24 protein-coding genes and 1 tRNA gene are annotated in these 26,230 nt (G+C 31.2%); 16 read left to right on the forward strand and 9 right to left on the reverse strand.

The genetic code is table 11. From position 1 onward, the window contains the following. From lptB to ABD771_RS00395, 4 genes are all read right to left on the reverse strand, one after another. Complete coding sequence (gene lptB / locus ABD771_RS00380; RefSeq protein WP_298304389.1) at positions 1-768, reverse strand: LPS export ABC transporter ATP-binding protein; 768 nt, start codon at positions 766-768, stop codon at positions 1-3. Positions 769-850: 82 nt separating this feature from the next. Beyond that, positions 851-1,201 carry a carboxymuconolactone decarboxylase family protein gene (locus tag ABD771_RS00385; RefSeq protein WP_345088995.1) on the reverse strand — a complete coding sequence of 117 codons (351 nt, stop codon included), beginning with the start codon at positions 1,199-1,201 and terminating at the stop codon, positions 851-853. Continuing rightward, a complete protein-coding gene (tatC, locus tag ABD771_RS00390; protein WP_345088998.1) occupies positions 1,185-2,009 on the reverse strand; it encodes a twin-arginine translocase subunit TatC in 825 nt (274 codons plus the stop codon). The genes ABD771_RS00385 and tatC overlap by 17 nt, the downstream gene beginning before the upstream one ends. Beyond that, positions 2,009-2,974, reverse strand: a complete 966-nt coding sequence (locus ABD771_RS00395) for a KpsF/GutQ family sugar-phosphate isomerase (protein ID WP_345089001.1) — start codon at positions 2,972-2,974, stop codon at positions 2,009-2,011. The genes tatC and ABD771_RS00395 overlap by 1 nt, the downstream gene beginning before the upstream one ends. Positions 2,975-3,060: 86 nt before the next feature. Here ABD771_RS00395 and recQ point away from each other — a divergent pair, with 86 nt between their 5' ends. Then, entirely contained in the window at positions 3,061-5,256 is a 2,196-nt protein-coding gene (gene recQ / locus ABD771_RS00400; protein WP_345089004.1) for a DNA helicase RecQ, read from the forward strand. 59 nt (positions 5,257-5,315) lie between these two features. Here recQ and ABD771_RS00405 read toward each other — a convergent pair whose 3' ends face one another. Then, positions 5,316-5,552 (reverse strand): hypothetical protein, encoded by a 237-nt coding sequence (locus ABD771_RS00405; RefSeq protein ID WP_345089007.1) that lies wholly within the window; start codon positions 5,550-5,552, stop codon positions 5,316-5,318. Positions 5,553-5,670: 118 nt separating this feature from the next. Here ABD771_RS00405 and ABD771_RS00410 point away from each other — a divergent pair, with 118 nt between their 5' ends. The 3 genes from ABD771_RS00410 (at position 5,671) to ABD771_RS00420 (ending at position 10,700) form a co-directional block, all read left to right on the forward strand. Then, positions 5,671-7,185, forward strand: a complete 1,515-nt coding sequence (locus ABD771_RS00410) for a T9SS type A sorting domain-containing protein (protein WP_345089010.1) — start codon at positions 5,671-5,673, stop codon at positions 7,183-7,185. A gap of 103 nt (positions 7,186-7,288) precedes the next feature. Further along, complete coding sequence (locus ABD771_RS00415) at positions 7,289-8,851, forward strand: NAD(P)/FAD-dependent oxidoreductase (protein ID WP_345089013.1); 1,563 nt, start codon at positions 7,289-7,291, stop codon at positions 8,849-8,851. A gap of 4 nt (positions 8,852-8,855) precedes the next feature. Further along, positions 8,856-10,700 carry a toxin-antitoxin system YwqK family antitoxin gene (locus ABD771_RS00420; RefSeq protein WP_345089016.1) on the forward strand — a complete coding sequence of 615 codons (1,845 nt, stop codon included), beginning with the start codon at positions 8,856-8,858 and terminating at the stop codon, positions 10,698-10,700. Positions 10,701-10,742: 42 nt separating this feature from the next. Here the strand turns inward: ABD771_RS00420 and ABD771_RS00425 are convergent, their stop codons facing one another. Both ABD771_RS00425 and ABD771_RS00430 read right to left on the reverse strand, forming a co-directional pair. After that, positions 10,743-11,837, reverse strand: coding sequence for a bifunctional methionine sulfoxide reductase B/A protein (locus ABD771_RS00425; protein ID WP_425556436.1), 1,095 nt, complete (start codon positions 11,835-11,837; stop codon positions 10,743-10,745). A gap of 90 nt (positions 11,838-11,927) precedes the next feature. Beyond that, entirely contained in the window at positions 11,928-12,926 is a 999-nt protein-coding gene (locus ABD771_RS00430; RefSeq protein WP_345089019.1) for a hypothetical protein, read from the reverse strand. A gap of 135 nt (positions 12,927-13,061) precedes the next feature. Here ABD771_RS00430 and idi point away from each other — a divergent pair, with 135 nt between their 5' ends. The 6 genes from idi to ABD771_RS00460 all read left to right on the forward strand — a co-directional run bounded on the left by idi (position 13,062) and on the right by ABD771_RS00460 (position 16,070). After that, the gene (idi, locus tag ABD771_RS00435; protein ID WP_345089022.1) at positions 13,062-13,589 is read left to right on the forward strand and encodes an isopentenyl-diphosphate Delta-isomerase; all 528 of its coding nucleotides are present in this window, start codon (positions 13,062-13,064) and stop codon (positions 13,587-13,589) included. A gap of 66 nt (positions 13,590-13,655) precedes the next feature. Beyond that, on the forward strand, positions 13,656-14,066 hold the full coding sequence (locus ABD771_RS00440; RefSeq protein WP_345089025.1) for a 6-pyruvoyl trahydropterin synthase family protein: 411 nt from the start codon (positions 13,656-13,658) through the stop codon (positions 14,064-14,066). Position 14,067: 1 nt separating this feature from the next. Next, positions 14,068-14,523: a peroxiredoxin gene (locus ABD771_RS00445; protein WP_345089028.1), complete on the forward strand. Its 456-nt coding sequence runs from the start codon at positions 14,068-14,070 to the stop codon at positions 14,521-14,523. A gap of 109 nt (positions 14,524-14,632) precedes the next feature. Further along, on the forward strand, positions 14,633-15,595 hold the full coding sequence (locus tag ABD771_RS00450) for a type I phosphomannose isomerase catalytic subunit (protein ID WP_345089031.1): 963 nt from the start codon (positions 14,633-14,635) through the stop codon (positions 15,593-15,595). Between the two features lie 54 nt (positions 15,596-15,649). After that, entirely contained in the window at positions 15,650-15,916 is a 267-nt protein-coding gene (locus tag ABD771_RS00455; protein WP_345089034.1) for a hypothetical protein, read from the forward strand. Positions 15,917-15,996: 80 nt separating this feature from the next. Then, positions 15,997-16,070: transfer RNA gene (locus ABD771_RS00460), tRNA-Thr, on the forward strand. 106 nt (positions 16,071-16,176) lie between these two features. Here ABD771_RS00460 and ABD771_RS00465 read toward each other — a convergent pair. Then, positions 16,177-17,130 carry a transketolase family protein gene (locus ABD771_RS00465; protein ID WP_345089037.1) on the reverse strand — a complete coding sequence of 318 codons (954 nt, stop codon included), beginning with the start codon at positions 17,128-17,130 and terminating at the stop codon, positions 16,177-16,179. A gap of 31 nt (positions 17,131-17,161) precedes the next feature. After that, complete coding sequence (locus ABD771_RS00470) at positions 17,162-18,007, reverse strand: transketolase (RefSeq protein WP_345089040.1); 846 nt, start codon at positions 18,005-18,007, stop codon at positions 17,162-17,164. A 161-nt stretch (positions 18,008-18,168) separates the two neighbouring features. On the opposite strand from ABD771_RS00470, the gene tgt reads away from it, so the two are divergent. The 6 genes from tgt (at position 18,169) to ABD771_RS00500 (ending at position 25,811) form a co-directional block, all read left to right on the forward strand. Further along, the gene (tgt, locus tag ABD771_RS00475) at positions 18,169-19,299 is read left to right on the forward strand and encodes a tRNA guanosine(34) transglycosylase Tgt (protein ID WP_345089043.1); all 1,131 of its coding nucleotides are present in this window, start codon (positions 18,169-18,171) and stop codon (positions 19,297-19,299) included. A 138-nt stretch (positions 19,300-19,437) separates the two neighbouring features. After that, complete coding sequence (locus ABD771_RS00480) at positions 19,438-20,523, forward strand: LptF/LptG family permease (RefSeq protein WP_345089046.1); 1,086 nt, start codon at positions 19,438-19,440, stop codon at positions 20,521-20,523. Further along, positions 20,510-21,391: a DMT family transporter gene (locus tag ABD771_RS00485; RefSeq protein WP_345089049.1), complete on the forward strand. Its 882-nt coding sequence runs from the start codon at positions 20,510-20,512 to the stop codon at positions 21,389-21,391. The genes ABD771_RS00480 and ABD771_RS00485 overlap by 14 nt, the downstream gene beginning before the upstream one ends. A gap of 94 nt (positions 21,392-21,485) precedes the next feature. Then, positions 21,486-22,439 carry an acetyl-CoA carboxylase carboxyltransferase subunit alpha gene (locus ABD771_RS00490; RefSeq protein ID WP_345089052.1) on the forward strand — a complete coding sequence of 318 codons (954 nt, stop codon included), beginning with the start codon at positions 21,486-21,488 and terminating at the stop codon, positions 22,437-22,439. Between the two features lie 150 nt (positions 22,440-22,589). Next, complete coding sequence (gene dnaB, locus ABD771_RS00495) at positions 22,590-24,137, forward strand: replicative DNA helicase (RefSeq protein WP_345089054.1); 1,548 nt, start codon at positions 22,590-22,592, stop codon at positions 24,135-24,137. Between the two features lie 408 nt (positions 24,138-24,545). Continuing rightward, entirely contained in the window at positions 24,546-25,811 is a 1,266-nt protein-coding gene (locus ABD771_RS00500; protein ID WP_345089058.1) for an asparagine synthetase B, read from the forward strand. Positions 25,812-26,230: the final 419 nt, after the last annotated feature.

Raw genomic sequence — 26,230 nt, forward strand, 5'->3', positions numbered from 1 at the left:
TTAAACGTCTAAATCTACTTTTGGAGCATTAAAGTCAATTTTGGTTTTACGTAATTCAAAATTTTGACCTAAGTAAACTCTTCTAACCATTTCGTCTTCAACTAGTTCTTCAGGTTTTCCAGCTTTTAGAATTCCGCCTTCAAACATTAAGTAGGTTTTATCAGTAATAGCCAAAGTTTCTTGAACGTTGTGGTCAGTAATCAAAATTCCAATATTTTTATTTTTTAATTGCGCTACAATTCTTTGAATATCTTCAACAGCAACAGGGTCAACTCCTGCAAAAGGTTCGTCAAGTAAGATGAATTTTGGGTCAGTTGCTAAAGCTCTAGCAATCTCAGTTCTACGACGTTCACCTCCAGAAAGTAAATCACCACGATTGGTTCTAATATGTTCCAAACTGAATTCATGAATTAAGCTTTCCATTTTTGCAATTTGCTCTTCTTTTGTGTGATTTGTCAATTGCAATACACTCAATATATTATCTTCAATGCTTAATTTTCTAAAAACAGATGCTTCTTGAGCCAGATAACCAATACCATTTTGAGCACGTTTGTACATTGGAAACTCAGTAATATTCATATCATCAAGATAAATATTTCCTGAATTTGGTTTAACCAATCCAACAATCATGTAGAAAGAAGTAGTTTTTCCAGCACCATTTGGTCCCAAAAGTCCAACGATTTCTCCTTGATTTACTTCAACAGAAATTCCTTTTACAACGCTTCTACCTTTGTAGGTTTTGATTAAATTTTCGGCTCTTAATTTCATATCTAGATTATTAGATTTTTAGAAAGTTAGATTTTTAGACAAATTAACGAATAAACATATAACCTAATTGATGATTTAACAATTATTTAGTTTCTTCTTCCAGTGCTTCCCAAAATTCGTAAGCTCTTCTTAAATGAGGAATAACTATTGTTCCACCAACTAAAGTAGCTATTCCCATAGCTTCCATCATTTCTTCTTTTGTAATACCTTCTTTGTGAGAAGTTTTCAAATGGTATTTTATGCAATCATCACATCTAAGGACAGTTGAAGCTACCAAACCCAAAAGTTCTTTAGTTTTTACATCCAAAGCACCTTCTGTGTAGGCATTAGTGTCTAAATTGAAAATACGTTTTACAATTTTATTGTTGTCAGCCAATAACTTTTCGTTCATTTTAGAACGATATTCATTAAATTCTTTAACTTGATTGCTCATCTGCTTTTAAACGTCTTTTTACTACGAATGCCGATATAAATATACTGACTTCGTAAATTAATAACATAGGAATTGATACTATAATCTGGCTAACCACATCTGGTGGCGTAACTATTGCTGCTACAATAAGAATAATTACAATTCCGTATTTTCTATATTTTCTTAAAAATTCTGGAGTTACTAAACCTAATTTGGTTAGGAAATAAATGATTATTGGTAATTCAAAAAACAAACCACATGCAATTACTGATGTTTTAACCATACTTATATAGGAGTCAACATTGAATTCATTTTTGATAATACTACTAACTGTAAATGTTGCAAAAAAGTTAACCGACATTGGAACAATTACATAATAACCAAACAAAACTCCAATGAAAAATAAAATCGAAGCAACGAAAATAAAATATTTAGCATTTTTCCGTTCTTTTTCATACAACGCAGGACTTATAAAACTCCATAACAACCATAATATATATGGGAAAGCAAAAATAAATCCAGCGGTTATACAAGTCCAAATTAAAATGGTAACTTGTCCTTCCATGTCAGTGTTTTGAATCACAAAAGGTAATTCAGTCACACAAATACTTTCTTGAAAACCTACATAGTTAGATAACTCACAAAACAAACGGTAGGTTATAAAATTTGGGTTTGTTGGTCCGAAAATAATGGAGTCAAAAATAAAATCACTTATAAAAAAAGTTGCGGTTGCACCAATTAGAACTGCAATTGTACTTCTTACCAACAACCATCTTAACTCCTCAAGATGTTCCATAAAGGACATTTCCTTCATTTCTTTTTTAGCCATTATACAATTCCTTCTTTTAAAATATCGTGTAAATGAATCACTCCTTTATATTCATTATTATCAACTACCACTAATTGTGTAATTGAAAAATCTTCCAATATGTTTAATGCATCAGCTACCATATCAGATGTTTTTATTGTTTTTGGATTTACGGACATAATATCTTTTGCAGTTAATCCTGTTATGGTTTCCGTTTTATTTAGCATTCTTCTGATGTCTCCATCCGTTATAATACCAACTACTTTATCATTTTCAATGACAGCAGCAACACCAAGTCTTTTCTCAGAAATTTCAACAATAACATTTTTAATACTTGAGTCTGGACTTACAAATGGTTTTCTGCTGGTATCCAACATGTCTTGAACTCGCAATAATAATTTTTTACCTAAAGCACCACCAGGATGATATTTTGCAAAATCTTCTGCTTTAAAATTTCTCATTTCCATTAATGAAACAGCAATAGCATCTCCCATAACTAACTGTGCTGTTGTACTATTAGTTGGTGCCAAATTATTTGGACAAGCTTCATTTTCTACATAAGTATTTAAGGTAATATCAGATTCTTTTCCTAAAAATGAAGTAACATTGCCTGTAATTCCAATAAGTTTATTACCAAACCTTTTTAATAACGGAACCAAAACTTTTATCTCTGGACTATTACCACTTTTTGAGATGCAAATAACAACATCTCCATCTTGAACCATTCCTAAATCACCATGAATGGCTTCAGATGCATGTAAAAACATAGATGGAGTTCCTGTTGAATTCATTGTAGCTACAATTTTTTGTGCGATAATAGCACTTTTTCCAATTCCAGTAACAATTAAACGTCCTTTAGTATTGTATATATTTTCAACGGCTTCTACAAAGCTATTGTCAATGTAATCAATAAGTTTTGCGATTGATTGGCTCTCTGACAAGAGTGTTTTTTTGGCCGATTCAATGATGTTTTCTTTAGTTATCAAAATAGATTTGTTATAAAATTTGTATGAATAAAAGAAAGTTGTATATTTATGGTTGCAAATTTATGTAAAAATACTATTAAGTAAGAATGAATTCAAACGAAATTGATATACACAAAGAATTAAAAAAATATTTTGGTTTTAACCATTTCAAAGGTTTACAAGAAAAGGTAATCAAAAGTATTTTGGCAAAAGAGAATACATTTGTAATTATGCCAACAGGTGGCGGAAAGTCATTGTGCTATCAACTACCTTCGCTTGTTCAAGAAGGAACTGCAATTGTAGTTTCTCCTTTGATTGCTTTAATGAAAAATCAAGTTGACGCTATAAGAAGTGTTTCAACTAATGATGGCATAGCGCATGTATTAAATTCGTCATTAACTAAAACCGAAATTAATCAAGTAAAAAAAGATATCACTTCAGGTATTACCAAACTATTATATGTAGCACCTGAATCATTAACTAAAGAAGAATATGTAGAGTTTTTACAATCTGTACCAATATCTTTTGTAGCTATTGATGAAGCACATTGTATTTCAGAATGGGGCCATGACTTTAGACCTGAATATAGAAATTTGCGAACCATTATTAAACAACTTGGTAATGTTCCTGTTATAGGATTAACAGCTACAGCAACTCCAAAAGTTCAAGAGGATATACTTAAAAATTTAGACATGTCTGATGCTACTACTTATAAAGCATCGTTCAATCGTCCGAATTTATTTTATGAAGTACGAACAAAGACAAAGAATATTGAAGCTGATATTATCCGATTTATAAAACAGAACAAAGGTAAATCAGGAATTATATATTGCTTAAGTAGAAAGAAAGTTGAAGCAATTGCCGAAGTTTTACAAGTAAACGGAATCAGTGCTGTTCCTTATCATGCAGGTTTGGATGCAAAAACGAGAGCAAAACATCAAGATATGTTCCTGATGGAAGATGTCGAAGTTGTTGTTGCAACAATCGCCTTCGGAATGGGAATTGACAAACCAGACGTTCGTTTTGTAATTCATCATGATATTCCTAAATCTTTAGAAAGTTATTATCAAGAAACAGGTCGTGCTGGTCGTGATGGAGGAGAAGGACATTGCTTGGCTTATTATTCTTATAAAGATGTAGAAAAGTTAGAAAAATTCATGTCTGGTAAACCAGTTGCTGAGCAAGAAATTGGTTATGCACTTTTACAAGAAGTCGTAGCTTATGCAGAAACTTCTATGTCAAGACGTAAGTTTTTATTGCATTATTTTGGTGAAGAGTTTGATAGTGAAACAGGTGAAGGAGCCGATATGGACGACAATGTTCGTAATCCAAAAGTCAAAGTTGAAGCTAAAGCCAATGTCAAAAAATTATTAGAAGTTGTTCGCGATACCAAATATTTATATAAATCTAAAGAAGTTGTTTTTACCTTAATTGGAAGAGTAAATGCAACCATTAAAGCTCATAGAACCGATACTCAATCTTTTTTCGGTTGCGGAAAAGACCAAGAAGAACGCTATTGGATGGCGTTAATTCGTCAAGTTTTAGTAGATGGAATGCTTACAAAAGATATTGAAACTTATGGAATTTTAAAAGTTTCAGATAAAGGGCATGACTATATTAAGAATCCAACATCGTTTATGATGTCTGAAGATCATGAATATAATGAAGCAGAAGACGATGCTATTGTAACCGCGGCAAAATCTTCGGGAACTGCAGATGAAGCTTTGATGGCGATGTTACGTGATTTACGTAAAAAAGTAGCAAAAAAATTGGGTGTTCCGCCATTTGTTGTTTTTCAAGATCCATCTTTAGAAGATATGGCTTTGAAATACCCAATTACTATGGATGAATTGATTAATATTCATGGAGTAGGTGAAGGTAAAGCAAAGAAATATGGTAAAGAATTTGTCGAATTAATTAGCAGATATGTAGCAGATAACGACATCATTCGTCCAGATGATTTGGTTGTAAAATCTACTGGAGCTAATTCGGCAAATAAATTATATATCATTCAAAATATTGACAGAAAACTTTCTTTAGAAGATATTGCCTCTGCAAAAGGAATGAAAATGGATGATTTGCTAAAAGAAATGGAGCAAATTGTCTACGCAGGAACAAAATTGAATATCAAATATTGGATTGATGAGATATTAGATGAAGATCAGCAAGAAGAAATTCATGATTATTTCATGGAATCAGAAACCGATAAAATTGAAGATGCTCTAAAAGAATTCGACGGCGATTACGATATCGAAGAGTTACGATTAATGCGAATTAAATTTATTAGTGAAGTAGCTAATTAGAAGTTTTCAGTCGCAGTTTTCAGTCACAGGAATCTGAAAGCTGTGACTGCGACTGAAAACTATTCAAACAATTCTCCTCGATGCGGTTTCAAAGCATCACGAACTTGAATCATATTTTCGTCAGTAACTACCATAAATGCTATGGCATACATTTCATTTAAAACTTCAAATCCAGTGATGTTAATTGGTAGTTTTTCTATTGCAATATATTCTTTCAAATGAATTTCGTGATGTTCAGCTGTTTTTGCTGCAACTTCACCACGAAAATCCCATATAAGTTTTATTTTTCTCGACATAGTTTTGGTAAAAATGCAAATTTAGTTGGTTTTAGATTTATTAAGCAACCTTATTATTATATTTGTATCAATTATTAATTAGGTATTTATAAATCAATCACTTCTAAACAATATAGCAATGAGAAAAAGCTACTTTCAAACTGTTTTTTTACTTATAATTTCTCTTCAAACATTTGCACAAAGTAATTACACGGTTGCTTCAATTCCTTTTCAACCTTATTCGGGATCATTACCAGTATTATCTACCTCTGATGATATGTGTTCAGGATTAATTAATCTTCCTTTTAGTTTTGATTTTTATGGTACTGTATACAATCAATTTGTTGTTAGTACTAATGGTTATATTGATTTTAGAAGCACTTCAGCTAATTCTTTTTCTCCTTGGAGTATTAATATGACTATTCCTAATGCTAGCTTTCCAGTAAAAAACGCAATACTAGGATGCTATCATGATATGAATAATTCTGATGCTCAAGGAACTGTAAATTATGGTGTTTATGGAACGGCACCTTATAGAAAGTTTATTGTAAGTTTTTATAATAATTCACATTTTTCATGTAATGCTACCGCTAAAAGTAGTTTTCAAATGATTTTGCATGAAACATCTAATTTAATAGATGTACAGTTAATAAATAAACAAATTTGTTCTTCTTGGAATAATGGAAATGCTGTTATAGGTTTAATAAATTCAACTGGAACTTTAGGTATAGCTGCTCCTGGAAGAAATACTGGTGCATGGACAACTTTAAACGAAGGATGGAGATTCTCAAGACCAGGTTATTTAAATGTATATTCCTTTGTGAAATGTGACGCCAATACTAATGGAGTAGAAGAATTTAATTTGCAAGTAGTTCAAAATGATTTATCACCATCAAATCCATCTGCGATAACATTATATTTGACTCAAGCGGATGCACAAGCGCAAGTAAATCCTATATCAAGCTTAATGTATACCAATATATCCAATCCACAAACTATTTATGCAAGTGGAAATGGAGTTATAAAACAAGTTATATTAAGTGCAATTGATTGTTCTATAGACAATGACAATGATACCGTTAGCACCGATTTGGAAGATGCAAATAATGATACTAATTTAGCAAATGATGATACCGATGCTGATGGAATTCCAAACTACTTGGATAATGATGATGACGGTGATTATGTTTTAACTAGCTTAGAATATGTTTTTAATAGAAGCGCTACCACTACAATTTTAGATACAGATTCTGATAGTATACCAAATTATCTTGATAATGATGATGGAGATGGGGTTTTAACTTACCTTGAAGATTACAATGATGATGGAGATCCTTCAAACGATGATACAAATTCTAATGGAACACCAGATTATTTAGAGTTCGCAGTAGCTCTTGGTTTAGAAGGTAATTCAATTAATAATGTAATTAATTTATTCCCTAATCCAACTTCAGAAGTTTTAAATATTGATAATAAAACTAATGAAATTGTATCTAATGTTTCTATTTATTCTATAAGTGGTGCATTAATTAAAGAAGTGAAATCAACAAATAGTATCGAATCAATTTCTGTTTCAGATTTACAAACTGGAATTTATTTTGTAAAACTATCTATTAATGATGAGGTTAAAAATTATAAGTTTATAAAGAAATAATCGTTCATTTATTTCATAAAAAATTAGAGGTTTAGTTTATGCTAAACCTTTTTTATTATTAGACTTTGCTGAAATTATTTTAAGTTTGTCAAAAATTACCTTTATGCCTCGCGAAATTCAAACTCAAGTCTCACCAGAAGTAGCTCACAACGAATCATTAATTAATGAACATGTTGCAAAATTATTAAATACTTCTGTGAAGGAAATTCAAAAGGTTGTGGTTTTAAAACGTTCTATTGATGCACGTCAAAAAGCTATTAAATTCAATATAAAAGCAACCGTTTTTTTTAAAGGTGAAGATTTTGTTGAACAAAAAATAGAGCTTCCAGAATATAAAAATGTTTCCAATTCACAAGAAGTTATAATTGTTGGTGCTGGTCCAGCTGGACTTTTCGCAGCTTTACAACTAGTAGAACTTGGTTTAAAACCTATTTTAATTGAAAGAGGAAAAGACGTTCGTGGTAGAAGAAGAGATTTGAAAGCCATAAACGTTGACCATATTGTAAATGAAGATTCCAATTACTGTTTTGGTGAAGGTGGCGCAGGAACTTATTCAGACGGAAAATTATACACGCGTTCCAAAAAACGTGGTGATATTGACAGAATTTTGAGATTATTAGTAGGTTTTGGAGCTTCTGATGATATTTTAGTAGAAGCGCATCCACACATCGGAACAAATAAATTACCTCAAATTATTCAAGATATACGTGAGAAAATAATAGAATGTGGCGGACAAGTTTTATTTGAAACTCGTGTAACGGATTTCATTATAAAAAATAATCAAATGCAAGGAATTGTAACCCAAAATGGGGATACTATTTCGGCAAATAAAGTTATTCTTGCTACAGGACATTCAGCTAGAGATATTTTCGAATTATTAGATAAAAAGAAAATTTTTATCGAAGCAAAACCATTTGCATTAGGAGTTAGAGCAGAACATCCACAGGAATTGATTGATAAAATTCAATATTCATGTGATTTCCGAGGTGAATTTTTACCGCCATCACCTTATTCTATTGTAAAACAAGTCAATGGTCGCGGCATGTATTCGTTTTGCATGTGTCCTGGTGGCGTAATTGCTCCTTGTGCTACAAGTCCAGGCGAAGTTGTAACTAATGGTTGGTCACCTTCAAAACGTGATCAAGCTACTGCTAATTCGGGAATAGTTGTCGAATTAAAATTAGAAGATTTCAAACCCTTTGCCAAATTTGGAGCACTTGCCGGAATGGAATTTCAAAAAGCTATCGAACAAAAAGCTTGGCATTTGGCAGGACAAACTCAAAAAGTTCCTGCACAACGAATGGTGGATTTTACTCAAAATAAAGTTTCGAGCTCCATTCCAAAAACTTCTTATGTACCTGGAACGACTTCTGTAGAAATGGGACAAGTTTTTCCGGGATTTTTGTCTCAAATTATGAGAGAAGGATTTAAGGAATTTGGAAAAACCATGCGTGGATATTTAACCAATGAAGCCATTCTTCATGCTCCAGAAAGTAGAACATCATCACCAGTGAGAATTCCAAGAGATAATGAAACCTTGGAACACTTTCAAATAAAAGGGTTATATCCGTGTGGGGAAGGAGCAGGTTATGCCGGCGGAATTATTTCGGCTGCTATCGATGGCGAAAAATGTGCTTTAAAAATAGCAGAAGCTTTAAAAATTTAGTGTCATGAAGAAAATCATTTTCCTGTTTTTAATAGTTTTTTCTTTTCAAATTGGTTTTGCTCAAGTTGAACATGTAAATCAATTGTATAGTAATGGCAAACCCAAAGAAGTTGGTACATATGTCGACGGAAAGAAAAATGGTGAATACATTACTTATTACGAAAATGGTACTATGAGATCTTATGCCAATTATATTTTCGGAAAACGACAAGGTGTTCAAAAAGAGTTTTATAAAAATGGTCAGCTTAGGTCGGAATTAGAATGTGTTAATGATGTTTGTCACGGAATTAGTAAGACTTATTATATAGACGGAAAATTAGAATCTTCTTCTCGTAATAAAAATGGAGTTAAAGATGGAAAAGTTGTTGGTTACAACAATGATGGGGTATTAACCGTCAAAGAAGAGTGGGATAACGGTAAACTTGTGGGTGAAAGTGTTTATTATTACGATTCAGGTCAAATTAGAAGAAGAGTAGTTTTAGACAAAAAAGGAAATATAAAAACAACAGAGTCTTACTACGAAAATGGGAAGAAAAACTTTTTTTCTGATGTTGATAAAAATGGAAATGGCGTTAATTATTCCATATATCCAAATGACACTATAAAGGCTAGAAATTATGTTAAAAATCATAAAATAGTTAAGGAAGAAACTTTTACAGATCAAGGAAAACGCAAGAAAATCATTGAATATAACGAAGATAATACTTATAAGAATATCAAAGATTTTGATGATTATGGAAACTTAAAAAGTGATTCAAATTACGAAAAACACAAAATGGTTAATTCCATAGTATATAATGGCGACATAATTGAAAAAGCGAAACATAAAAATGGCTATCGTGATGGCGATTTTGAGTCTTTTTATTTGAATGGTACTTTAGCTGAAAAAGGAACTTATCTTAAAAGCGCAAAAATAGGAAAGTGGAAATCCTATTATGAAGATGGTGCAATAAAATTCATTGGAAATTACGCTAAAATTGGAGATTTTAGTAGTTATAAAGATAGTATTCATACCTATTATTATAACTCAGGTCAAATTGAGAAATTAGAAAATTATTACATTGCAAAGCTACATAGAGGAAGTAATAAACCTGACGATTTTTACGAAAGAACATACAAAACTGGTCAATGGAAAACGTTTTACGAAAGTGGTAAATTAAGTCAAATTGCCAATTATAAAGAAGATCGATTATTTGGTGAATTTATTGACTATTTTGACGATGAAAGCAATTCAATTAAATACAAATGTACTTATCGCAATGGAATGAAAATTGGATTGGAACAAGAGTATTTTGAAAATGGAAAGCTCTATAAGTCCAAAGAAAAAGACAGTAATGGGTATCAAATAGGAAAAGATATTGTCTATTTTGAAAACGGTATTGTAAAGGAATTAACCGAGTATTTTGATAGTCAAAAACAGGGAAAATATCTTCAGAATTTTGAAAGCGGAAAACCAAAAGTTGAAGGACGCTACAATTCAGGACAAGAAATTGGCATATGGAATTATTATTACAACAACGGAAAATTGTTCAAGTCAATAAAATATGATGAAGACGTTAAAGAGAAAACATTCTTTTATAATGATGGAGTAAAATTTGCCCATATTTTATATGACTATGACGAAGATAGCGCTAACGAAACCTATAATTTTTACAATAAATTAGGTGCGATTATTTCGTTTCAAGAATTGTTTGACAAGAAATGCGATAATTGTAAAGTAATCGAATTTAATATAACTATCAACACAGAAGAAGATGACATCTATTTTGTAAATTTAAGTGCAATGGATGAAGAACAGAAAAGATCAATAAGTTCAAATTTTTCTTTTAATTCACTGAATCATAAATAAAAAAAACCGCTCATTTTCACAAGCGGTTCTTCAATTGACAATTTAGTTCTTTTTCAATCTATCTTTAAAAACCTTTTCAAATTTTTCAATTTTGGGTTGAATTACCATTTGGCAATAAGGTTTGTTTTTGTTGTTTTCATAATATCCTTGGTGATATTCTTCTGCTTTATAGAATTTTTTTAGAGGTTCTAAAGTCGTTACAATTTTATTTGCAAATACTTTTTCATTCAATTCAGCAATCAAATTTTGAGCCGCTTTTTTCTCGTTTTCGTTTTTATAAAAAATCACTGAACGGTATTGTGTTCCTGAATCAGCACCTTGACGATTTAGTGTTGTTGGATCGTGAACGGTAAAAAAAACTTGAAAAATTTCATCTAAATTGGTTTTAGTTTTATCGTAAGTTATTTCTACAACTTCAGCAGCGCCAGTTCTACCAGTACAAACTTGCTCATAACTTGGATCTTCTACCATACCTCCAGCATAACCAGAGTAAACGCTTTTCACGCCTTCAAGGTTTTGATAAACGGCTTCTACACACCAAAAACAACCACCACCAAGAACAATAGTTTCTAGATTTGCAGAATTTATAGCTACACCATCTGGAACAAAATCTAGCGAAATAGCATTCATGCAATATCTTTTACCTGTTGGCTCCGGACCATCATCAAATAAATGTCCTAGGTGCGAATCACATCGTCCGCAATTGGCTTCAATTCTTCTCATTCCATAAGAATTATCATCTTTAAAAGTGATACTTTCTTTGTTTTCTTGTTCAAAAAAGCTAGGCCATCCGCAACTACTTGTAAACTTTTGATTGGATTTGAATAGTTTGTAACCACAAGCAGCACAATAATAAGTTCCTTTGGTTTCATCTTTCCACATGGTTCCTGTAAAAGCTCTTTCGGTATCTGCTTCTCTCGCTACAGCATACAAATCAGGTGATAAAACTTTTTTCCATTCGGCATTCGAAACATTTAGTTTCTTAGTATCTGTATTTGAATAGTAAGGATTTTCGGGTTTACTAATTACATTTTCCATAGCTGAAGTATCTTTTTTTGAAATTTTTTTGTTTGATTGTCCACAAGCCGTTAGCGTAAGCAAAGGAATCAAAAACAAAAATGTGATTATTTTTCTCATAACAATTAAATTAATTGATGTACAAATTTACAATAGAAGTACGTTGCAAAATGTCTTACAGATTACAAATTGAGATGATTTAAGGAAAGTTTAACGGTTGTGGAATTTCTCTATTTCTAATAGTAAGTGAGAGTTAAATTCACAACTATATTTTTTTAATGCTTCTTCAAGATATTGAACATATTCTTGTGTAAACATATTATCAGATTTACTTAGTTTGTCAAATATATTTTTCTTTATTTGGTTAATATCGTCAGCACAAATAGATGAGATAGCTTCGTAATAATCTAAATTTTCTAAATTTTCGATTTCTTTGTTTTGAAGAGTTTTAATAAAGGATTCATCTGGAAATTTTGAAATTGCTAAAAACGAAATATCAATGTTTTGATGAAATAATTCTAAATCATTTTTATTTTGAAAATTAGCTAACGTAGCTAATGTTTCTCTTGAAGGGTATTTATTTGCAAAATATTTTACTTTATCATAATTGTCAAACTTATAATTATTTAAATTGAATATTATGTTGAGTGAAATTGGATTTAGTTCATCTGAATCTAGTACTGCAAAATTTAGTTCTTTCAAAAGATTATTTATTTCTTTTTTTGTCCATTTTGTTTCAATTTCAAATTGATATTCCTTAATTTCTTTAAGTGTATAATTTTTTTTGTTGAATTTTATATTTTCAATTTTTTTGTTTTGATAAAATATATAACTATATAATTGACTAACTATGGTAGAATTGTAACCCATGCATCCAGTTTGAATGTGTACTTCTTCTTCATTTTTTATAAATGTTTTAAATAAGTCTAAAATTTTATTTGATTTTCTATCAACTAAAATAGCAGACATATAATTTTTTACAACATTATTACCATTTTCAGCCATAAAAAGAACTTCAGAGTCTGTTGCAATTTTATCTAACTCGGAATAGAGTAAATAAACTTGACTTTCGGCGCCACTGTAACCAATATTTTGACTTTCAATTTGTTTTTTTGTATTTAACTCTTGGTAAATAATATTTACTTTTTCTGAAAGTTGAGAAAAAGTTACAATTGGAAATAGTAATAAAATGTAAATTTTTACCTTCATATTTATTCTAACTATAAAAAGTTAAGTTTATTTTATAAAAATACAAAATATAAACACACGTTAAACTTTTCACAAACTCTAAAATCACTTCTCAAGCAATTCTTTTTTCGTATTTTTGACCATCATAAAAAATATATGAAAGAAGAACAAGTAATTTTAGTCAACGAAAAAGACGAACCTATTGGTTTGATGAACAAACTTGAAGCTCACGAAAAAGCAGTTTTGCATCGTGCATTTTCGGTATTTGTTTTAAATGATAAAAATGAAGTCATGTTGCAACAACGTGCACATCACAAATATCATTCGCCTTTACTTTGGACAAACACTTGTTGCAGTCATCAACGTGCTGGAGAAACCAATATTGAAGCAGGAAAACGTCGTTTGTATGAAGAAATGGGTTTCAAAACTGAATTGAAGGAATTATTTAATTTCATCTACAAAGCTCCATTTGATAACGGTTTAACCGAACACGAATTAGATCACGTTATGATTGGATATTCCAATGAAGAACCTAACATCAATTGTGAAGAAGTAGAAAGTTGGAAATGGATGACCATTGAGGATATCAAAGACGATATGATTCAAAATCCTGATATTTATACAGTTTGGTTCAAAATAATATTTGATGAGTTTTACCACTATTTAGAAGACCATAAATTATAATTTCTGTCACGCTGAGCTTGTCGAAGTGAAAATCCTCAATCCTTTAATCGCAAATCCTTAATCAAAATGAAAGTTACCGTTTCAAGAAAAGCACATTTCAACGCAGCGCATCGATTGTATCGAAAAGATTGGTCTATGGAGCAAAACGACTTGGTTTTTGGCAAGTGTAATAATCCTAATTTTCATGGGCACAATTATGAGTTAATTGTTTCTGTTACAGGAGAAATTGACCAAGAAACTGGTTTTGTTGTTGATGTAAAAATATTGTCAGATTTGATAAAAGAACATATCGAAAATGCTTTTGACCATAAAAATTTGAATCTAGATGTTATAGATTTTGCCGATTTAAATCCAACTGCCGAAAATATTGCAGTTGTAATTTGGAATAAACTAAGAAATCACATTGAAACTAATAAAGAATTAGAAGTGGTTCTTTATGAAACTCCTCGAAATTTTGTAACCTATAAAGGAAACTAATATGTCTTTAAAAATAGGAGATAAGCTTCCCAGTTTTTCAGCAAAAGATACTAATGGAAACATTTTTAATTCGCAAGACTATATTGGAAAACAACCACTTGTGATTTATTTTTACCCAAAAGATGATACGCCTGGATGCACAGCTCAAGCCTGTAGTTTTAGAGATAATTATCAAGAATTTAAAGATTTAGGAGCTGAGGTAATCGGAATTAGTTCTGACACAATTACTTCACATTTAAAGTTTAAAAGCAAATTCAATCTTCCATTTATTTTACTTTCCGATAATGATAAAAAATTACGGAAGCTCTTTGGTGTTCAAAATAATTTATTCATAATTCCAGGTCGTGAAACCTTTGTAATTGATAAACAAGGTATGGTGATAATGGTTTTTAATAGTATGTCATCTGAAATTCATATTACAAAAGCACTTAAAGTTTTGAAAAAATTGACAAATTAGTTTTGGTTTACTATATTTTTTAATAATTCATCGAACTTGCCAAGTATTTGATACAAATTATTAACGTTACGTTAAAAAATATCCATCTTTGCACTCAAAATTAGAACAAATGAAATTTTATCCATTGCAATTTCAACCTATTCTTAAAGATAGAATTTGGGGCGGAACAAAACTGAAAGATTATTTAAACAAACCTATTTCATCTGAAATTACTGGAGAAAGCTGGGAAATTTCTACCGTAGAAAATGATGTTAGTGTAATTGCTAATGGAGTTTTTGAAGGAAAATCGTTAAACGAATTAATCAACGAATTTCCAGAACAAGTTTTAGGAACTAATGTTTATAAAAAATTTGGAAAACAATTCCCTCTACTTTTTAAGTATCTTGATGCTCGCCAAGATTTATCTATTCAAGTGCATCCAAATGATGAATTGGCGGCTAAACGTCACAATTCATTTGGTAAAACCGAAATGTGGTATGTTATGCAAGCTGATGAAAATGCAAGATTAATTGTTGGTTTCAAAGAAAATTCATCTCAAAAAGAATATATAGAGAATCTGGAAAACAAAACTTTAATAGATATTCTGGATACCAAAAAGGTAAAAAAAGGTGATGTTTACTTCTTAGAAACCGGAACGGTTCACGCAATTGGTGCAGGAACGGTTATTGCAGAAATCCAACAAACATCAGATATAACATATAGATTATACGATTTTGATAGAGTAGATGCTAATGGAAATACACGAGACCTTCATGTTGATTTAGCCTTAGATGCTATAAATTATGATGTAGTTGATGCTGAAAAAAGCTATTCGAAAGTTGAAAACGAAGCTAATGCAATTGTTGATTGTCCTTATTTCACAACAAATTTTATTCCTCTTGATGGAAGTTTAGAAGTTGTAAATGATGAAAATTCCTTTTTAGTTTATATGTGTGTTGAAGGAAGTTTTGAATTAAAACATAATGATGTAACCTATTCTTATAAAACTGGTGATACGGTTTTAATTCCTGCAAAAATTAGCGAATTTGAAATTCACGGAAAAGCATCTATGTTAGAAATTTACATTTCTTAACCTATATTAAAAAGATTATGTGTAATTTTGCACCGAATTTAAAAAATAAAGAAAATGCCAAGCGTTAAAAATTTAAAAAAAGACATCAACTTCGTTTTAGGAGATATTATTGAAGCAGTTTATATTCACGAAATGACTAGCGAAGGAAAGCCAACAGCAGCTACCAATGCAGTTATAGATGAAGCAATTACATCTTTTGATGCTTTAATCGTTAAGGTTAATGCTAAAAAAGTAGAAAATAAAAAAGCACATTTCAAACAAATCAATGCAGAATTAGAACAAACTGCAAATCAATTGATTGAAAAAATCAACGCACTTTAATTAAAAAAATCATCAAAAAAGTGTAAAAAAGTTTTGGTGATTTAAAAATCACTATTATATTTGCACCAGAATTGAGACCGGCCAGCGTAGCTCAGTTGGCTAGAGCAGCTGATTTGTAATCAGCAGGTCGTGGGTTCGAGTCCCTCCGCCGGCTCTTCGTAAAACCATCACAGTAATGTGGTGGTTTTTTATTTGTATTTTATCCATAAAAAAAATCCGCCTTGTTTGTACAAGACGGATTTTGTATTTTATTGAAAAAATTATTTTCTTTTAATTACTCTTTCTACTGCATCAACAATAGCTTCGTTGTTAAGTTTGTATTTGTTCATTAATTGTTCTGGAGTTCCGCTTTCCCCAAATGAATCTTGAACAGCAACAAATTCTTGTGGTTTTGGATTATTTAATGCTAATGTTCTTGCAACACTTTCTCCTAATCCGCCAAGCATATTGTGCTCTTCAGCAGTTACTACACAACCTGTTTTAGCAACTGATTTTAAAATTGCTTCTTCATCCAAAGGTTTAATGGTGTGAATATTTATAACTTCTGCTGAAATTCCTTTTGCTTCAAGAGCTTCAGCAGCTATTAATGCTTCCCAAACTAAATGACCTGTAGCAATAATGGTTACATCAGTTCCTTCATTTAACATGATAGCTTTTCCAATTACGAAAGGTTCGTCAGAAGGCATAAAATTAGGCACTACTGGACGACCAAAACGCAAATAAGCTGGTCCATGGTGATCTGCCAAGGCAATTGTTGCAGCTTTAGTTTGATTGTAATCGCAAGTATTAATTACGGTCATTCCTGGTAACATTTTCATCAAACCAATATCTTCTAGTATTTGATGTGTTGCGCCATCTTCACCAAGTGTTAAACCAGCATGAGAAGCGCAAATTTTTACATTCTTATCTGAATACGCAACCGATTGACGAATTTGATCGTAAACTCTTCCTGTAGAAAAGTTAGCGAAAGTTCCTGTAAATGGAATTTTTCCACCAATGGTTAAACCAGCTGCAATTCCAATCATGTTGGCCTCAGCAATTCCGATTTGAAAAAAGCGCTCTGGATGATTTTTTTTGAAATCGTCAAATTTTAACGAACCAATTAAATCCGCGCAAAGTGCAACAACATTTTCGTTTTTTTGTCCTAATTCGGTCATTCCTGCACCAAATCCTGAACGTGTATCTTTACTTCCTGTGTTTGTATATTTTTTCATTTTATGCTGAATTTATTTCAGTATCTGTTAATTAGTAGTCTCCTAAAGTTGCTGCGTTTTGTCCTAAAGCATTTGCTAATTGTTCGTCACTTGGTGCTTTTCCGTGCCAAGCATGAGTGTGCATCATAAAATCTACACCATTACCCATTTCTGTATGAAGAATTACGCAAACGGGTTTTCCTTTTCCAGTTCTTGATTTTGCTTCGTTCATTCCAGCGATAATTGCTTCAATATTGTTTCCTTCGGTAATTTCTAAAACATCCCAATCGAAAGCTTCAAATTTAGCTTTCAAGTTGCCCATGTTCAAAACGTCTTTAGTAGAACCATCAATTTGTTGACCATTGTAATCTACAGTTGCGATTAAATTGTCTACATTTTTTGCTGAAGCATACATAATTGCTTCCCAATTTTGACCTTCTTGCAATTCACCATCACCAGTTAAAGCGTAAACTAAATGATTGTCGTTATTAAGTTTTTTTGCTTGAGCAGCACCAATTGCTACAGATAAACCTTGTCCTAAGGAGCCAGAAGCCATTCTAATTCCAGGTAAACCTTCATGTGTTGTTGGATGTCCTTGCAAACGCGTGTTTAATTTTCTAAAAGTTGCTAATTCTGAAACAGGGAAATAGCCACTTCTTGCTAAAACGCTGTAAAAAACTGGAGAAATATGACCGTTTGACAAGAAGAAAATATCTTCATTTGTTCCGTTCATGTCAAATCCTTCGTTGCGTTTCATGAGGTCTTGGTAAAGCGCTACTAAAAATTCTGCACAACCAAGAGAACCTCCTGGATGACCTGAATTTACGGCATGAACCATGCGAAGAATGTCTCTTCGTACTTGTGTTGTAAAATCTTGTAGTTGTTGAATGTTAGACATTTTATGTAGTTATAAATTATAATGGTGTAAAAGTAAATCTATTTTTTTGGCGAGGCAAAAGATTTTATTACAAGTTATTAATAGTTTAGAATCACAAATAAATCTAAAATCTAAAATCTAAAATCTAAAATAATTTATCTTTGCCAACTGAAAATGCCTATATGAAATTCGATTTATTACAAAAAGATGCCCACTCTAAAGCTAGAGCTGGAAAAATTACTACCGATCATGGAGTTATTGAAACTCCAATTTTTATGCCAGTTGGAACCGTTGCTTCTGTAAAAGGAGTACACCAACGCGAATTAAAAGAAGAAATTAATCCTGATATTATTTTAGGGAATACCTACCATTTATACCTTCGTCCGCAAACCGAAATTCTTGAAAAAGCTGGTGGTTTGCATAAATTTATGAATTGGGATAGAAATATCTTAACCGATTCAGGCGGTTATCAAGTGTATTCGCTTTCGGCAAATAGAAAAATTAAGGAAGAAGGAGTTAAGTTCAAATCGCATATTGATGGTTCCTACCATTTTTTTACCCCAGAAAATGTAATGGAAATTCAACGTACCATTGGTGCTGATATTATAATGGCATTTGATGAATGTACACCTTATCCATGTGATTATCGTTACGCACAACGTTCTATGAAAATGACGCATCGTTGGTTGGATAGATGTATTAATCATTTGGAAAAAGTTCCAGTAAAATATGGTTATAATCAAGCATTTTTTCCAATAGTTCAAGGAAGTACTTATAAAGATTTGAGAATGCAAAGTGCTGAATATATTGCCAATTCTAATCAAGTTGGAAATGCTATTGGAGGTTTATCTGTTGGTGAGCCAGCCGAAGAAATGTATGCCATGACAGAGGTTGTTTGTGATATTCTTCCAGAAGACAAACCACGTTACTTAATGGGAGTTGGAACTCCAATTAATATTTTAGAAAATATAGCACTTGGTGTAGATATGTTTGATTGTGTTATGCCAACTCGTAATGCAAGAAACGGAATGTTATTCACAGCAAACGGAACCATAAACATCAAAAATAAGAAGTGGGAAGATGATTTTTCTCCTTTAGATGAAATGGGAATCACTTTTGTAGATACCGAATACACAAAAGCTTATCTTCGACATTTGTTTGCTGCCAATGAGTATCTTGGAAAACAAATTGCAACTATCCACAATTTAGGTTTTTATATGTGGTTGGTTCGTGAAGCAAGAAAACATATTATTGCTGGCGATTTTAGAGTTTGGAAAGAAATGATGGTTAAGCAAATGAGTCAACGATTATAGAAAAGTTTAAAAAGTTTAAGAGTTTAAAAGTTTAAGAGTTTAAAGGTTTAAAGGTTTAAGAGTTTTGTTTGATAAAACAGTATTAAACCATCTAAACTAACTTAAACAATTTTAAACCATATTAAACAAAAGAAAACTATGCTTACAATATTAGATAAATACATATTAAAACGCTATTTAACCACATTTTCTGTTATGTTGTTGATGTTTATTCCTATTGGGATAACCATTGACGTATCTGAAAAAGTCAATAAAATGATTGAGAACAATGTGCCTTTTAGTGCTATTGCTCAATACTATGTAGATTTTACTATTTATTTTGCTAATTTACTTTTTCCTATATTTTTATTTCTATCTATTATATGGTTTACTTCAAAACTTGCTAATAATACTGAAATTATTGCCATATTAAGTTCTGGAATTTCCTTTACAAGATTTTTGAGACCTTATATTATTGGAGCAACAATAGTTTCACTGTTTGCTTTGATGATGGGATTCTTTTTGGTTCCAAAAGCTAGTGAAGGATTTAAAAATTTTAGATACATGTATCTTATTGGAAATGGACAAAATGAGATGCGAGACAATTCTGATGTCTATCGTCAAATCAATAAAGATGAATATATTTATGTAAGTAGTTTTAATTCGGTTTCTAAAATGGCATTCAATTTTTCTATGGAGAAATTTGAAAATGATAAATTAAAATACAAAGTATCTGCCAGTAGAATAAAATGGAATCCAAGAGATAGCTCTTATACTTTATTTGATTTCAAAAAAAGGAAAATAGGAGAGTTAGGAGATGTTATTATTTCAGAACAAAAAAAAGATACAGTTCTTAATTTTGATTTAGAAGATTTGACACCAGTTGTTTACATTGCAGAAACACTGTCTTATTTTGAATTAACTAAATTTATTGAAAAAGAAAAAACTAGAGGTTCTACCAACATCAACACTTATTTAGTGGTTTTATATAAAAAGTATAGTATACCTGTTTCTGCATTTATCCTTACAATTATTGCTGTAGCCGTTTCTTCAATGAAGCGAAGAGGTGGAATGGGAATTAATCTTGCAATTGGTATTTTACTTGCTTTTGCTTTTGTGTTTTTAGATAAAGTTTTTGGTGTTTTAGCAGAAAAATCTGCAGCACCACCAATAATTGCAGTGTGGATTCCGAATATTCTTTTTGGAATCTTAGCAATATATTTATTACGCAATGCTAAGCGATAACAACAAAAGTTATTTACACCTTCATTTGATAGTTTTCATTTGGGGTTTCACAGCAATCTTAGGAAGACTAATTACTCTTGATGCATTACCATTGGTTTGGTATAGAATGTTGTTTGCTGTTGGATTTATTTTTATTTACATCAAATACAAAAGGATGCCTATAAAGATTCCTAAGCGAATTCTTTTGAAGTTTCTTGTTGCTGGATTAGTAATTGCACTTCATTGGTTTACTTTTTTTAGAGCTATCAAAGTGTCAAATGTTTCTATTACACTAGCTTGTTTATCAACAGGTGCATTCTTTACTTCACTTATCGAACCTATTTTCTTCGGAAAAAAGATTGTCTGGTATGAAATTTTCTTCGGGTTAATAGTTGTTTTCGGACTTTCAATAATATTTAATGTTGAAGGAAGATACGTTGAGGGAATTCTTTTGGCATTGACTTCGGCTTTTCTTTCTGCTTCTTTTGCGGTTATCAATAGTAAGTTTGTTAAAGACTATGATCCATCGGTAATTTCTTATTACGAATTGGGCGGAGGTGTTTTGTTTTTCTCAATATTCCTACTTTTTACAAATAGTTTTAATTCTGAATTTTTTCAACTGACTACTTCCGATTTTGTTTATTTATTGATATTAAGTTCGGTTTGTACAGCTTATGCTTTTATTGCCTCAACAGCGGTTATGAAATTTTTAAGTCCATATACAGTTATGCTCACCATAAATTTAGAACCTATTTACGGAATCATTCTTGCGGTTATAATTTTTGAAGATAAAGAGCAAATGAGTCCACAATTTTATGTTGGAGCCGTAATTATCTTATTAACTGTTATTTTAAATGGAATTTTAAAAAGCAGATTAAAAACAACTTAACTTTTGTTTACAACTTATCATGTAAAATTACTTTTACAAAAGATTTAAAATTTTATCTTTGTAATTCGAATTTTAATTAAAACGCACAAATCCTATGGAATATTTAGATTTTGAGCTTCCTATTAAAGAGTTGGAAGACCAATTAGACAAATGTCAGATTATTGGTCTAGAATCAGATGTTGATGTAACCAATACTTGCAAACAAATCGAGAAAAAACTTGAAGAAACAAAGCGTAAAATATACAAGAATTTAACAGCTTGGCAACGTGTTCAACTTTCTCGTCATCCTAACAGACCTTATACTTTAGAGCATATTACAACTTTAACTAAAGGAACTTTTTTAGAACTTTTTGGAGACAGAAATTTTAAAGATGATAAAGCCATGATTGGTGGTTTAGGTCAAATTGACGGACAATCATTTATGCTTATAGGTCAACAAAAAGGAATCAATACCAAAATGCGTCAGTATAGAAATTTTGGAATGGCAAATCCTGAAGGCTATAGAAAAGCACTTCGATTGATGAAAATGGCCGAAAAATTTGGAATTCCTGTAGTTACTTTTATCGATACTCCTGGAGCTTTTCCGGGTTTAGAAGCAGAAGAAAGAGGACAAGGAGAAGCTATTGCTAGAAATATTTTTGAAATGTGCCGTCTTAAAGTGCCAATTATTTGTGTAATCGTTGGTGAAGGTGCTTCTGGTGGAGCTTTAGGAATTGGTGTCGGAGATAGAGTTTTAATGATGGAAAATACTTGGTATTCTGTAATCTCTCCTGAATCTTGTTCATCAATTTTATGGAAAAGTTGGGAATATAAAGAGCAAGCTGCCGATGCCTTAAAATTGACTTCGACAGATATGAAAAAACAAAAATTAGTCGACGATATTATTCCAGAACCACTTGGTGGAGCTCATTATGATAAAGTAACAACTTTCAAAACGGTAGAGCAATATATTATGAAAGCTTTTAATGAATTGAAAGATTTATCAACAACTGATTTAGTGTCACAGAGAATGGACAAATACAGCAAGATGGGCGAATATAAAGAGTAAAATCTTACAAAATTTATCGAAATCCGTGTTGTCCAAAACCATAGACTTCACGGATTTTTTTATGGTTATTAACAAAAAACGATTAGTTGTGAACATTAAATAGTAATAACTTAAGTTCACAAAAATTACAGAATTGGTTACTTTCGCTACATGGAAAATCTCAAAAATATAAACCCAATTAAAGTAGATAAAACTACTATAATCAATCTTGAAAAAGGGAAGTTACCTCCACAAGCATTAGACCTTGAGGAAGCAGTTCTTGGAGCGATGATGATTGATAAAAAAGGTGTTGATGAGGTTATTGATATTCTTCAATCGGATGCCTTTTACAAAGATGCCCACAAGCACATATTTGAAGCTATATTTCAGTTATTCACAGATTCTCAGCCTATTGACTTGTTAACAGTTTCGGCTCAGTTAAAAAAGAATGCTAAGTTAGAACTGGCTGGAGGTGATTTTTACCTTATACAGTTAACACAAAAGATATCTTCATCGGCACATATTGAATTTCACTCGCGAATTATTTTACAAAAGTTTATTCAAAGAAGTTTGATTAGAATATCTTCAGAAATCATTGAGGAATCTTATGATGAAACTACCGATGTTTTTGATTTACTTGACAAAGCCGAATCTAAATTATATGAAGTTACTCAAGGAAATATCAAACGAAGTTCAGAAACAGCACAAAGTTTGGTTATTCAAGCTAAAAAGCGAATTGAAGAAATTGCTAATAAAGAAGGTTTATCAGGAATTGCAACAGGTTTTGATAAATTAGATAAAGTTACATCGGGGTGGCAACCATCAGATTTGGTTATTATTGCGGCTCGTCCAGGTATGGGTAAAACAGCATTCGTACTTTCAATGGCTCGTAATATGGCTATAGATTTTGGTCATCCTGTAGCATTATTCTCTCTTGAGATGTCTTCTGTTCAGTTGATAACTCGTTTGATTTCATCAGAAACGGGTTTGTCATCTGAAAAACTTCGTACTGGAAAATTAGAAAAACACGAATGGGAGCAACTTTCTGTAAAGGTTAAAGATTTAGAAAAAGCACCTTTATATATTGATGATACACCATCATTATCCATTTTTGATTTACGTGCCAAAGCAAGACGTTTATCTTCGCAACACGGAATTAAATTAATTATTGTCGATTATCTTCAGTTAATGACCGCTGGAGGAAATGGAAAAGGTGGCGGAAATCGTGAACAAGAAATTTCAACAATTTCACGAAATCTAAAAGCTTTAGCAAAAGAATTAGAAGTTCCTGTAATTGCACTTTCACAATTATCGCGTGCCGTTGAAACTCGTGGTTCAAGTAAAAGACCTTTACTATCCGACCTTCGTGAATCTGGAGCAATTGAGCAAGATGCCGATATTGTATCGTTTATTTATCGTCCAGAATATTACAAAATTGAAGAATGGGATGATGATGAACAATCACCAACTGCAGGTCAAGCCGAATTTATTATTGCAAAACACAGAAATGGTTCGTTGGAAAATGTGCGATTAAAATTTATAGGGAATCTCGGTAAATTTGATAACCTCGAAGATTATGGTAGCGGTTTTGACGATTTACCTTCCAAAATGAATCTTGGTGATGACAATCCTTTTTTTACCAAGAATTTGCCTTCGGCCAACGAAGCTTTTGGAAGCAGTTCTAACTCCAATGACGACGATAGTGATGTTCCTTTTTAAAAAAAAATATTGAAAGTTCTGAGAAATCAGGACTTTTTTTGTATTGGAAAAACATGTAGTTTTACGTGGTTTTTAACCAAAATATTATCATAATTTTATGAACTTCAAGCTAAGGCATAAATTATATGATTGATAGCAAATTAAAATTAACTTACCATCTAAATGATAACATAATTTCATTTTTTTTTTAAAAACTATTGCTTTTAAAAGAATTACCCATGGTTATTGTTTTGTTTATGTTCATGTTAAATTGAATTTAATTGTTAATCCAAAATCAGCTACAATAAATTTCTCTCATACATGTAGTTTTATGTGTTTTTAGTTTTAATGTAGAATATTTAACAAAACATTATCTTTGACTATATAATCTAAAAATAGTATCTTCGAAGATAAATTTATTCATTAAGTATGAAATTCTTAAAGTCAGTTTGCCTAATGCTTCTTTTGGTTTGTTTAACTAAGGTTCACGCCAATTTTATTCTATTGCCAATGGATGATGTTTCTCAAAAAAACCATCTAAAAGCTTATGGTATAACTTATTGGTGCCTTGATAAACAATATAAAGCCAGTTGGTTATTGAATTATCGAGGAGGTTCTTTTTTATTGCCAGATGTTCCAGAAATAAGGAAAGAATGTCAAATTAGAGGTGTAAGTTTCGAAATTCTATCAGAAGGTGAAGCCAATCAAATTCTTGACGAAATATCTTCACCTTCTCAAAATATGGAAACTGTTGTTTTAGAAAAAGCACCAAAGATTGCAGTTTATACACCAAAAGGTAAGCAACCTTGGGACGATGCAGTAACTATGGTTTTGACTTATGCTGAAATCCCTTTTACACCAATTTATGATGAAGAAGTCCTTAATGATCAATTAATATTATACGATTGGTTGCATTTACATCATGAAGATTTTTCTGGTCAATATGGTAAGTTTTATGGTGCCTATAGAAATGCTCCATGGTATATAGATCAAAAAAAGGAAGCGGAAGCTTTGGCTGCAAAACTTGGTTTTTCAAAAGTTTCTGAGGCAAAGTTAGCTGTTGCCAAAAAAATAAGAGATTTTGTAATTGGCGGCGGTTTTATGTTTGCAATGTGTTCAGCGACAGATAGTTTTGATATTGCACTTGCAGCTGAAGGTGTTGATATTTGCGAACCAATGTTTGATGGCGATGATAGTGAAGCAAATTATCAATCGAAAATAGATTATGCTAAAACTTTCGCTTTCAAAAATTTTATTTTGGATAGAAAACCTGAGCATTATGAGTTTTCAGATATTGATATGACCGAAAAAAGAAGAATTCCAATGGAGAAAGACTATTTTACATTGATGGAATATTCTGCAAAATGGGATGTAATTCCTAGTATGTTATGTCAAAATCATACCCAATTAGTAAAAGGTTTTATGGGACAAACAACTTCATTTGAAAGAGAATTGATAAAATCTAATGTTTTAGTTTTAGGTCAGAATGAATTGAATGAAGAAGCAAGATATATTCATGGTCAAAAAGGAAAAGGATTTTTTACTTTCTTTGGAGGACATGATCCTGAAGATTATCAACATAGAGTAGGTGATGCTCCAACAGTTTTAGATTTGCATCCGAATTCTCCTGGTTTTCGATTGATATTAAACAATGTATTATTTCCTGCAGCGAAAAAGAAAAAACAGAAAACTTAAAAAAAAATATGCTTTTTTCCTTTACAATTAGTTTAATTGGTCTCTTCCTTTTATTTATTAATAGTGTCTTGTTTTTTAAATCTAGAAAAGCTAAAGATATTGTTTATAGATACATTATGTATTATTTAATCGTTCAATTTGTTGTTGAATTATGCTGTAATATAATAGGTGTTTTATATCCAAATAAAAACTTTTTCCTATCACATTATTATTTCGTGATACAGTTTATAGTGTTGAGTTTATTCTTCTATCAACTCTTTAAAAATAAATTATTAAAGCGATTAGTTTACATTAATTTAGGAATAGTGTTACTTCTTTTATGCTTTCAATATTATAAAACACCTTCATTATATTGGGAATTCAATAATTTTGAAATTGGGACAACATCAATTCTTTTAATTTTATATTCATTCGTTTAC

Origin of the sequence: Flavobacterium chungnamense (assembly GCF_039539165.1) — a bacterium.
GTDB lineage: Bacteria > Bacteroidota > Bacteroidia > Flavobacteriales > Flavobacteriaceae > Flavobacterium > Flavobacterium chungnamense.